Source organism: Mycolicibacterium nivoides, assembly GCF_003855255.1.
In the GTDB taxonomy this organism is placed as follows: domain Bacteria; phylum Actinomycetota; class Actinomycetes; order Mycobacteriales; family Mycobacteriaceae; genus Mycobacterium; species Mycobacterium nivoides.
Window position 1 is genome coordinate 3,081,505 of sequence record NZ_CP034072.1, and the last position, 11,122, is coordinate 3,092,626.

Here is an 11,122-nt window from a genome sequence, read left to right on the forward strand (position 1 = left end):
TTGTGAGTACGTCGGCGCCGAACCCCACCAAACGCGGTGAGCTGCGCATATATCTGGGTGCGGCTCCCGGCGTGGGCAAGACCTACGCGATGCTCGGTGAGGCGCACCGCAGGCTCGAACGCGGCACCGACCTGGTTGCCGCGGTGGTCGAGACGCACGGGCGCAAGAAAACCGCCGACCTGCTCGACGGCATCGAGACCATCCCGCCGCGCTACGTCGAGTACCGGGGAGGCAGCTTCCCCGAACTCGACGTGGCCGCGGTGCTGGCCCGCAATCCCCAGGTGGTGCTGGTCGACGAACTCGCCCACACCAACACCCCGGGCAGCAAGAACCCCAAGCGCTGGCAGGACGTCGAGGAACTGCTCGAAGCCGGGATCACCGTGATATCAACGGTCAACGTCCAGCACCTGGAAAGCCTCAACGACGTGGTCACCCAGATCACCGGAATCGAGCAGCAGGAGAAGGTTCCCGACGAGGTGGTCCGGGCGGCCGACCAGATCGAGTTGGTCGACATCACCCCGGAGGCGCTGCGCCGCAGGCTGTCCCACGGCAACGTGTACGCGCCGGAGCGCGTCGACGCCGCACTGTCGAACTACTTCCGGCGCGGAAACCTCACCGCACTGCGCGAACTGGCCCTGCTGTGGCTGGCCGACCAGGTCGACGCCGCACTGGCCAAATACCGTGCCGACAACAAGATCACCGACACCTGGGAGGCCCGCGAGCGCGTGGTGGTCGCCGTCACCGGCGGCGCCGAGTCGGAAACCCTGGTGCGCAGGGCATCCCGCATCGCGTCGAAATCCAGCGCCGAACTGATGGTGGTGCACGTCGTTCGCGGGGACGGCCTGTCAGGGGTTTCGGCACCGCAGATGGGCAAGGTGCGCGAGCTGGCCACCAGCCTCGGGGCCACTGTGCACACCGTCGTCGGCGACGACGTCCCCACCGCGCTCTTGGATTTCGCCCGCGAGCGCAATGCCACCCAGCTGGTGCTGGGCACGTCGAGGCGGTCCCGCTGGGCCCGGATGTTCGACGAGGGCATCGGCGCGGTCGTGGTGCAGCATTCCGGCAAGATCGACGTGCACATGGTGACCCATGAGCAGGCCCGTCGCGGCTTCGGCTGGTCGACGGCCACACCCCGGCAGCGCCACATCGCTTCCTGGCTCGCCAGCCTGGTGGTTCCGTCGGCGATCTGCCTGGCGATCGTGACCCTGCTGGACCCGTATCTGGGGGTCAGCGGCGAGAGCGCCCTGTTCTTCATCGGCGTGCTGATCGTCGCGCTGCTCGGTGGCGTTGCCCCCGCCGGACTCTCGGCGCTGCTGTCCGGGCTGTTGCTCAACTACTTCCTGGTCGACCCGCGCCACACATTCACCATCGCCGAACCCGACAGTGCGGTCACCGTCGTCGTGCTCCTGTTGGTCGCGGTGGCGGTCGCGGCGCTGGTCGACGGTGCCGCCAGCCGGGCACGCGAAGCCAGGAAGGCCTCCCAGGAAGCCGAGCTGCTGACCTTGTTCGCCGGGTCGGTGCTGCGCGGTGCGGATCTGACCACCCTGTTGGAACGGTTGCGGGAGACGTACTCCCAACGGGCGGTGAGCCTACTGAGGGAACGCAACGGCACCGCCGACATCGTGGCCTGCGTGGGCACCAAGCCGTGCGCAGACGTGGACACCGCTGACACCGCGATCGAAGTCGGGGACGACGAATTCTGGCTGCTGATGGCCGGACGGAAACTGGCCGCGCGCGATCGCCGCGTGCTGAGCGCCGTCGCGAAACAGGCTGCCGGGCTGGTCAAACAGCGCGAGCTCACCGAGGAAGCCGGCAAGGCCGCCGCCATCGCGCAGGCCGATGAACTGCGCCGCTCGCTGCTGTCGGCGGTCAGCCATGACCTGCGCACCCCGCTGGCCGCGGCCAAGGCTGCCGCCTCGAGCCTGCGCAGCGAGGACATCGACTTCTCGGCCGAGGACACCGCCGAACTGCTGGCCACCATCGAGGAATCCATCGACGCGCTCACGGCGCTCGTCGGCAACCTGCTCGACTCGTCCCGGCTGTCGGCCGGGGTGGTCCGCCCCGAGCTGCGCCGGGTGTACCTGGAGGAGACGACGCAGCGTGCTCTGCTGGGAATCAGCAGGGGCGCCACCGGATTCACCCGCGAGGGCCTGGACCGGGTCAAGGTCGACGTCGGCGATGCGGTGGCGATGGCCGACGCTGGGCTGCTCGAGCGGGTGCTGGCCAACCTGATCGACAACGCGCTGCGGTACGCGCCCGGCGGTCCCATCCGGGTGAGTGCCGGGCAGGTGGCCGACCGGGTGCTGATCGCGGTGATCGACGAAGGGCCCGGGGTGCCACGCGGGGTTGAGGAACAACTCTTCGCCCCCTTCCAGCGACTCGGCGATCACGACACCAGCATCGGCGTCGGGCTGGGCCTGTCCGTTGCCCGCGGCTTCGTCGAAGCCATGGGCGGGACCATCTCGGCGACCGACACCCCCGGCGGTGGCCTGACCGTCGAAATCGACCTTGCTGCACCGCCAAAGGACGAACCGGCATGACACCTACCAACGCCATCAAAACCCGGGTCCTTGTGATCGACGACGAACCGCAGATCCTTCGCGCGCTGCGGATCAACCTGTCCGTGCGCGGCTACGAGGTCGACACCGCCACCAACGGCGGCCAGGGACTGCGGGCCGCCGCCGATCACCGCCCCGACGTGATCGTGCTCGACCTCGGCCTGCCCGACATGTCCGGCATCGAGGTGCTCGCCGGACTTCGCGGTTGGCTGTCGGCGCCGGTGATCGTGCTCTCGGCCCGCACCGACTCGTCCGACAAGGTCGAGGCGCTCGACGCGGGGGCCGATGACTACGTCACCAAACCCTTTGGCATGGACGAGTTCCTGGCCCGGCTGCGCGCTGCGGTGCGCCGCGGTGCGGCGGCTTCCGAAACGGACGAGCCCGTCATCGAGACCTCGTCGTTCACCGTCGACCTCGCCGCCAAGAAGGTGACCAAGAACAACCACGAGGTGCACCTGACCCCCACCGAGTGGGGCATGCTGGAGATGCTGGTGCGCAACCGCGGCAAGCTGGTGGGCCGCGAAGAGCTGCTGCGCGAGGTGTGGGGACCGGCCTACGCGAAGGAAACCCATTATCTGCGGGTCTATCTGGCGCAGCTGCGTCGCAAGCTCGAGGACGACCCGTCACGCCCGGTCCACCTGCTGACCGAGGCGGGGATGGGGTACCGCTTCCAGGAGTAACCTCTTGCGCCGAGCAGACGCAAAACTGCCCCCTTTTGCGTGAAAAGGGGCAGTTTTGCGTCTGCTCGCGCTAGGTGGTGACCAGCACCGGCAAACGCTGCCATCCGGCCGGCTCCCCGACTTTCGCCCGCGAACCCACGGTCAACGCCAGGACCAGCGTCGAGATGAGAGCACCGCGGATCTGCTCCCACTGCTCGAAGAGCGCGTACCAACGCAGGCCGTCACCGACCTGGCGGCGCTCCAATTCCGCAACCGTGCGGTCGATCTCGCGATAGATCACCGGGGCATCGTCATCATCGGGCGAACGGGGGTGACCGACCACCGCGGGAGCGTGAGTCCACCGCAGCCCGTGGTCCTCTAGATGCAGCGCGGCCAGCGCAGGCGAAACCACGGACAACGGGTAGAAGGCGCTGTAGAGGTCGCTGACATACCCCGGGAAGAGTTCGGCGCTCTTCACCGCACCGCCGGGCACCGACTGGGCTTCGAGCACCATCACGTCCCAGCCCGCATCGGCCAGCATCGCCGCGGCAACCAGGCCGTTGTGACCGGCACCGATCACCACCGCATCGGCATTGTCTGTGCTCATTGCGGCTCGGTGCGGCGTTCGGCCAACGCCACCAATCGTTCGGTGCATTCGCGATTGCGGGGATAGGCGACCGCCAACGCCAGCCGGCGCGGCACCCAGTTCAGCGGACCGCCTACCGGAACCTCCGCCATCTCGATGCGCGATCCCGAAGAGGTGTCACTGAGCCGCAAAGCAATTCGTGCCAGTCCGAAGGGTCTGGCCTTGGCCAGCAACACCAGTTCCTCACCCGGCGTGCAGGACTCGACGACGGTCTCATCGTTGAGCGCCATCGGCCAGATGCCGATTGTGTGGTGAATCACACTGCCGGGGGCCGGCCAATTCGGATCGACCGCACGCATCCGGGTATTGCCCACCACCCACTGCGAGTACGTCCACCCGTCGGCGATGACGTCCCACACCTGCTTGCGGGTCGCAGTCGTATCGCGCTTGACGGTGAGGGAACTGTCCACTGCAACCGAGGTTGAGTTCATGTCACACGATCCTTTCGAATCAGGTTCGTCCCGGAGGGTCCGGAAATCAGCCGGCATGGCACTGCACCGAATCCGGATGGCACCCGGTCAGCCAGGCCGATGGCCTGGGATAGAACGGACTCGGCTAGTACCTCGCCGACCCCTCATGAGCGCCTCATCTCGTGCCCGGCGGGACGCGATTCGATCCCAGCGTCACCATGGCGAACATGCGAACGGTCGTGCTTCAACCATGGTCATTGGGCTACCCGGCGGTGCCCGAATCAAACGTGGCTGCCGTCCGCAGACAAAAGGCCACCGCTTGTCGATCATTTGCGGGGTTGTGCCGAGTTTGCGAGTGACGCAGATTACGGTTTGCGCTATGTCCGGTTACCGCGCCCTCTTCGACGCCAGCCTCAACGACCCGGCCACCTTCTGGGCCGACGCCGCCAAGGCGGTGACCTGGACGTCCGAGCCGCAGCGCATACTCGACGACACCAACCCGCCGTTCTACCGGTGGTTCCCCGACGGCGAGCTCAACACCTGCGCCAATGCCCTCGACCGCCACGTCGCCGAGCGCGGCGATCAGACCGCGCTGATCTACGACTCCCCCGTCACCGGCACGAAGGCCACCTACACCTACAGCCAGTTGCGCGACGCCACGGCCCGGTTCGCCGGTGCCCTGCGCGGACTCGGGGTGAAGAAGGGCGATCTCGTGGTGATCTACATGCCGATGGTCCCCGAGGCCGTCATCGCGATGCTGGCCTGCGCCCGGCTGGGCGCGGTGCACTCGGTGGTGTTCGGCGGGTTCGCCGCACACGAGTTGGCCACCCGGATCGACGACGCCCGCCCGGTGGTCGTGGTCAGCGCATCCTGCGGCATCGAGCCGACACGCACCGTCGAATACAAGCCCATGCTGGACACCGCACTCGAGATCGCCGAGCACAAGCCCCGGGCCTGCGTCATCCTCCAGCGCGAGCAGTGTCCCTGCGAGCTGGTCGCCGGGCGCGATCACGACTGGCGGCAGCTGGTGGCCGACGCCGCACCGGTCGATCCGGTGCCGGTGGCCGCGACCGACCCGCTGTACGTGCTCTACACGTCGGGCACCACCGGTAAACCCAAGGGCATCGTCCGCGACAACGGCGGGCACGCGGTGGCCCTGCTGTGGAGCATGCGCCACATCTACGACGTGGAACCCGGCGACGTGTTCTGGGCGGCCTCCGACGTCGGCTGGGTGGTCGGCCACTCCTATATCGTCTACGCGCCATTACTTTTGGGCGCGACAACCGTTCTCTACGAAGGTAAACCGGTCGGCACCCCCGACGCCGGGGCGTTCTGGCGAGTGGCCGCCGAGTACGGCGTCAAGGCGCTGTTCACCGCCCCGACCGCGATCCGGGCGATCAAGAAGGAAGATCCCGAAGCCACGCGGCTGGCCGACTACGACCTGTCGGGGCTCAAGTACCTGTTCCAGGCCGGCGAGCGCCTCGACCCCGACACCTACCACTGGGCCAACGACAAACTCGGCATCCCGGTGGTCGACCACTGGTGGCAGACCGAAACCGGCTGGGCCATCGCCGCCGACCCGATGGGCGTCGAACCCCTGCCGATCAAGCCCGGTTCGGCCACCGTGCCGATGCCCGGCTACGACGTACAGATCCTGCGTTCGGACGGCACCCGGTGCGAGGCCGACGAGGAAGGCGCCATCTGCATCAAGTTGCCGCTGCCCCCGGGCACCCTGCCCACGTTGTGGGGCGACGACCACCGCTACGTCGCGTCGTATCTGTCGGCCTTCACCGGCTACTACCTCACCGGCGACGGCGGCTACGTGGACTCCGACGGCTACCTGTTCGTGATGGGCCGCACCGACGACGTGATCAACGTTGCCGGACACCGGTTGTCGACCGGGTCGATCGAGGCCGTGCTGGCCGACCACCCCTCGGTGGCCGAATGCGCGGTGATCGGTGTCGCCGACGAACTCAAGGGCCAGGTGCCGCGCGGCTTCGTGGTGCTCAAGACCGGGGCCTCGACCGACGGGATCACCCAGGAGCTGGTCGACCGGGTGCGGGAAAACATCGGCGCGGTGGCGGTTTTCAAGAAGGTCGACGTGGTCGCGGCGCTGCCGAAGACCCGTTCGGGCAAGATCCTGCGCAAGACCATGCGGGGTATCGCCGACGGCCTGGACGAGCCGGTGCCCTCCACCATCGAGGATCCCGCGGTGCTCGACGCGCTCAAGGACGTCCTGCAGCACCCTTAGTTCTTCCCGCGAGCAGACGTGAATGTACCCGACACGCCGGTGTTTTCGGTACATTCACTGGGGACCCTCCCGCTTGCGGGGGACTGCTCGCGCTAGGGAAGCCGGGGCCAGGCGCGGTTGCGCAGCAGCCGCAACCCGTTGAGGGCGACCAGGATGGTCGAGCCCTCGTGACCGGCAACGCCCAGCGGTAACGGCAAGTGTCCGAACAGGTCCCAGGTCACCAGGACGGTGATGACGGTGCCCGCGATGACCAGGTTGGCGATGACCAGCCGCCGGGCCCGCTTGGACAGCGCGACCACAGAGGCGATCGCCGAGAGGTCATCGCCGACGGTGACGACGTCGGCGGTGTCGACGGTGAGATCGGCACCGCTGCGCCCCATCGCCATCGACGAATGCGCGGACGCCATGGCCGGCGCGTCGTTGACCCCGTCGCCCACCATGAGAACCCGACGCCCACCGGATTCCAGTTCCCGGACCGCGGTGGCCTTGTCTTCGGGCAGCAGTCCGGCCCGCACATCCTCGATGCCCAGCTGCCCGGCCAGTTGCGCTGCCGCGGCATGGTTGTCACCGGTGAGCAGCACGGGCGAGCATCCGGTAAGGGACCGAAGCGCCCGCACGGCGGCGGTCGCGCCCGGGCGGGCCTGGTCACGCAGCCCCAGCACCCCGATGGCGTGGCCGTCGACGGTCACGACGACGGCGGTCGCCCCGGTCCCCTCGATCTCGGCCACCGCCGCTATCGCCGGGCCCGCATACGCCGCGGGGCTGAGTACCTCGACCGGGCGCCGGTCGACGGTCGCCCGGACCCCGCGGCCCGCGCAGGCGGTGAAGCCGGTGGCCTCGGGCACCGCGACGGCGCGGGATGCCGCCTCGGCGACGATGGCCCGCCCGATCGGGTGCTCACTGAATTGTTCTGCGGCAGCGGCGGTTGCGAGGACCCGGTCGGACTCCACCTCGCCGAGGGGCACCACGTCCGATACCCGCGGAGCGCCGGTGGTCAGTGTTCCGGTCTTGTCGAGCACGACGACGTCGGTGTCGGCCAGCCGCTCCATGGCGACCGCGGATTTCACCAGCACGCCGCGCCGGCTGGCATTGGCTATCGCGCACAGCAGGGGCGGCATGGTGGCGAGCACGACCGCGCATGGCGAGGCGACGATCATGAAAGTCATGGCGCGCAACAGAGTTGAGCGCAGATCGGCGCCCAGCGCCAGCGGCACCGCGAACAGCGCCAGGGTCGCGACCACCACGACCACCGAATAGCGCTGCTCGACCTTCTCGATGAACAGCTGCGTTTTGGCCTTGGTCGCCGAGGCCGCGGCGACGGCCGCGACGATGCGGGCCATCACCGTGCTCGACGGATCCCGAGTGACCGTTACCTGCAGCGCCCCAGCAGTGTTGAGCGTCCCGGCGAAGACGTCGTCACCCACCTGTTTGACGACGGGCAGCGGTTCACCGGTGATCGAGGACTGGTCGACGTCGGAGGACCCACCGGTCACGGTGCCATCAGCCGAGATCCGCTCCCCGGGCCGGATGAGGATGCGGTCGCCGGGCCGCAGCGACTCTGCGGCGACGGTGCGCTGGGTGCCGTCGTCCTCGAACAATGTCGCATCGGGCGGGGCCAGGTCGAGCAACCCGCGCACCGAACGTTCCGTGCGAGCGGTGGCCACATCCTCCAGCGCGCCTGACGTCGCGAAGATGACGATCAACAGTGCGCCGTCGAATACCTGCCCGATGGATGCCGCACCGATCGCCGCCAGGATCATCAGCAGGTCGACATCGAGCGTGCGGTCACGCAGTGCCCGCACGCTCGACACCGCGGATTGCCAACCGCCTGCGAGATAGCACGCGAGATACAGCGTCCACCACAGCGGTTGTGGCGCATCGGCCAACTGCACAACCACGCCGCAGAGCATCAACCCCAGTGCCGCGACGGCCCAGCGCACCGAGTCCAGAGACCAGATCCACGTGCCGATCCGGCGCGCACCGCCGGGCCGGGCGGTGCCGTCATGGCCCTCACGCACCGGCAACCGGTCGGCCGACAGAGCGGTCATCGAGTGCGCCTCCCGTTCATCCTCGCCGTACACACCTAAGATATTTAAACATGTAGAGATTGAAATGTATCACCTACATTTTGGGCCACGTGCTTGAATGAATGCCATGGGTCACGGAGTTGAGGGGCGGGCGACACCGGCAGCGTCCCTCGACGCAGCCTCGGCGGCCAAAGTTGCCGAGACCCTGCAGGCCCTGGCCTCCCCCAACCGATTGCTGATCCTGACCCGACTGCGGGAATCGCCGTGCTCGGTCACCGAACTGTCCGCGGCGGTCGGCATGGAACAGCCCGCGGTCTCCAATCAGCTCCGGCTATTGCGGGCGCTGGGACTGGTGACCGGCGACAGGTACGGCCGCAATATCGTGTACCGGCTTTACGACAGCCATGTGGCGCAACTTCTCGACGAAGCCATCTACCACATCGAGCATCTCCGACTGGGCGCCCGCGACACCACCGCTTGAACCCCTAAACGCGCTGCAGCCAAAGAGTTTCACGCATTGTTCACTTCAGCGGCCGACCCGAAACAAGCCTCGTGGGCAAAACTCGCGCCGTTGCCGGAATCCTTTATTTTCGCCGTGACCCGAACTATTGTGAAGTCGTTATATGTTGATGTCCGCCCAAACTCGGGAGTTTGCTGCCGGCCATACCGGCGGTACCCGAACAGTGAGGAGTTGAACAACGATGCGCATGGCAACCAAGGGATCCTGCACCTGTCGCTGCAATGCCTGCGACGGTGGCCACCACTGCGGAAACCCCCCGAACTGCAACGCGCGGCGCTGACGCCGTCGGTGGCCTGTCGTCCGGGCAACCGGCGACAGGTCACCACCCCTAACCGCTACGCCGCCTGATCATCGGGCCATAACCTCATCGATCGCACCGATCGGTCGTGCGATTTCGCGCTGTCTCGCCTCTCAGGCCGTTCTCTCCGGCATTTTTCTCCCCGCCGCCCCCAATTTCCCGGTTCCCATCCTGCGCTGTCTTATGCTGCGGGCGTGCTCACCGCGCTGACCTGGGGCCTGGTCGCTGCATCCTCGCTGCTCATCGGCGCGGTCGCCGGCGTGGTCCGGGACTGGAATCAACGCCTTGTCGGCCTGGTCCTCGGATTCGGCGCCGGGGCGCTCATCTCCAGCATCTCCTTCGAACTCGCCGAGGAAGGCTTCCGGGCCAGTGGCGCCTGGGCGGTGGCCCTCGGTCTCGCGGTCGGAGCCGTGGTGTTCTATCTCGCGGACAAGGCAGTAGATCGGCTGGGCCGCAAGGGAACCCAGACCGCCGGGCTGCCCCTGCTCCTCGGCGCCCTGCTCGACGGCATTCCCGAACAGGCCGCCCTCGGCATCGGCATCGCGGCCGGAGCCGGCGTCAGCCTGGCCCTTGTGGTGTCCATCTTCGTGTCGAACCTGCCCGAATCCATCGGATCGGCCAGCGACATGAAATCCGCGGGAGAACCGGCCCGCCGGATCGTGGGCAGCTGGGCGGCGATCGCCGCACTGTGCGCGCTGGCCACCGTCGGCGGCTATCAGCTGCAGAACGTGGCCGGCGCCGAATTCCGGGGAGGCATCAACGGTTTCGCCGCCGGGGCGCTGTTGGTCATGCTGGTGGGCTCGATGATCCCGGAGGCCACCGAGAAAGCCAAGGAGAACGCCGGCCTGGCGGCCGTGCTCGGTTTCGCCGTCGCCGCGGGATTGTCGCTGGCCGGGTGAACCGGCGGCGGGTTAGGTTCGGCAGGTGACTGCGCAGTGGCACCTCGGGCCCGTCAGCGTCGGGGTGCACAACCTGTTCGTCGCCCTCGGGGTGTCCGCCGCGCTGCTGGTGTTCGTCCTCGAGGCCCGCCGGCGCGGTGCGGTCAACGAGCAGTCCGTGGTCGCCGCGGCCGGGGCGCTGATCGGTGGCGCGATCGGGATGAGGTTGACCGGGTGGGTACGGCACCTGGACTTCAGCGCGAATCCGACCCTGGCACAGGCCTGGCAGTTCGGCTCGCGCAGCATCCTCGGCGGACTGCTCGGCGCCTATCTCGGGGTGCTCATCGCCAAACGACTCGGCGGCTATCGCGGAAAGACCGGCGACCTGTTCGCCCCCGCGGTCGCACTCGGCATGGCGATCGGCCGCGTCGGCTGCCACCTCACCGAAGCCCCCGGCCGCCCCACCACCCTGCCGTGGGGCATCCACGCACCGGCGGACACCCCCGAGTGCCCGGGGTGCCTCACCGGCGCCGCCATGCACCCGTCGTTTCTCTACGAGATCGCCTTCCAGCTCACCGCATTCGCCGTGCTGTTGTGGCTGCGCCCCCGCATCGGCAGGCCCGGTGAACTGTTCGTGCTCTACGTCGCCTGCTACGCGGTGTTCCGCTTCTTCGTCGAATTCGTCCGGGCGAACGAGACCGTGTGGCTGGATCTGACCCGCCCGCAATGGTTCCTGCTGCCGTCGTTGCTGATCCTGGGGTTTCGGCTGTGGTACGGCTACCGCCGCGGGTACTATCGCAACCCAGCCCACTCTCAGGAGGTGCCCGCATGACGACACCGCCCGGCCCACCTGACGATACGACCCCACCCGGCGA

General features: G+C 67.9%; 8 protein-coding genes and 1 pseudogene. 6 read left to right on the forward strand and 3 right to left on the reverse strand.

Annotation, left to right across the window (positions count from 1 at the left end; translation table 11 throughout):
* Nucleotides 1-2: 2 nt before the first annotated feature.
* Both EH231_RS14750 and EH231_RS14755 read left to right on the forward strand, forming a co-directional pair.
* The gene (locus EH231_RS14750) at nt 3-2,540 is read left to right on the forward strand and encodes a DUF4118 domain-containing protein (RefSeq protein WP_090427592.1); all 2,538 of its coding nucleotides are present in this window, start codon (nt 3-5) and stop codon (nt 2,538-2,540) included.
* Nucleotides 2,537-3,238: a response regulator gene (locus EH231_RS14755; protein WP_044520029.1), complete on the forward strand. Its 702-nt coding sequence runs from the start codon at nt 2,537-2,539 to the stop codon at nt 3,236-3,238. The genes EH231_RS14750 and EH231_RS14755 overlap by 4 nt, the downstream gene beginning before the upstream one ends.
* 154 nt (nt 3,239-3,392) lie before the next feature.
* Here the strand turns inward: EH231_RS14755 and EH231_RS14760 are convergent.
* Nucleotides 3,393-3,824 (reverse strand): annotated as a pseudogene (locus tag EH231_RS14760) (phytoene desaturase family protein); the annotation flags it as partial.
* A complete protein-coding gene (locus tag EH231_RS14765) occupies nt 3,821-4,294 on the reverse strand; it encodes an SRPBCC family protein (RefSeq protein ID WP_124712635.1) in 474 nt (157 codons plus the stop codon). The gene EH231_RS14765 and the pseudogene EH231_RS14760, both read right to left, overlap by 4 nt.
* Nucleotides 4,295-4,652: 358 nt before the next feature.
* Here EH231_RS14765 and EH231_RS14770 point away from each other — a divergent pair, with 358 nt between their 5' ends.
* Nucleotides 4,653-6,524 carry a propionyl-CoA synthetase gene (locus tag EH231_RS14770; RefSeq protein WP_124712636.1) on the forward strand — a complete coding sequence of 624 codons (1,872 nt, stop codon included), beginning with the start codon at nt 4,653-4,655 and terminating at the stop codon, nt 6,522-6,524.
* A 92-nt stretch (nt 6,525-6,616) separates the two neighbouring features.
* Here the strand turns inward: EH231_RS14770 and EH231_RS14775 are convergent, their stop codons facing one another.
* Nucleotides 6,617-8,572, reverse strand: coding sequence for a heavy metal translocating P-type ATPase (locus EH231_RS14775; protein ID WP_124712637.1), 1,956 nt, complete (start codon nt 8,570-8,572; stop codon nt 6,617-6,619).
* Between the two features lie 106 nt (nt 8,573-8,678).
* Here EH231_RS14775 and EH231_RS14780 point away from each other — a divergent pair, with 106 nt between their 5' ends.
* The 3 genes from EH231_RS14780 to EH231_RS14795 all read left to right on the forward strand — a co-directional run bounded on the left by EH231_RS14780 (nt 8,679) and on the right by EH231_RS14795 (nt 11,079).
* Nucleotides 8,679-9,032, forward strand: a complete 354-nt coding sequence (locus EH231_RS14780; protein ID WP_044521695.1) for an ArsR/SmtB family transcription factor — start codon at nt 8,679-8,681, stop codon at nt 9,030-9,032.
* Nucleotides 9,033-9,563: 531 nt separating this feature from the next.
* Nucleotides 9,564-10,268, forward strand: coding sequence for a ZIP family metal transporter (locus tag EH231_RS14790; protein WP_090427584.1), 705 nt, complete (start codon nt 9,564-9,566; stop codon nt 10,266-10,268).
* 25 nt (nt 10,269-10,293) lie between these two features.
* Nucleotides 10,294-11,079 carry a prolipoprotein diacylglyceryl transferase gene (locus EH231_RS14795; protein ID WP_124712638.1) on the forward strand — a complete coding sequence of 262 codons (786 nt, stop codon included), beginning with the start codon at nt 10,294-10,296 and terminating at the stop codon, nt 11,077-11,079.
* Nucleotides 11,080-11,122: the final 43 nt, after the last annotated feature.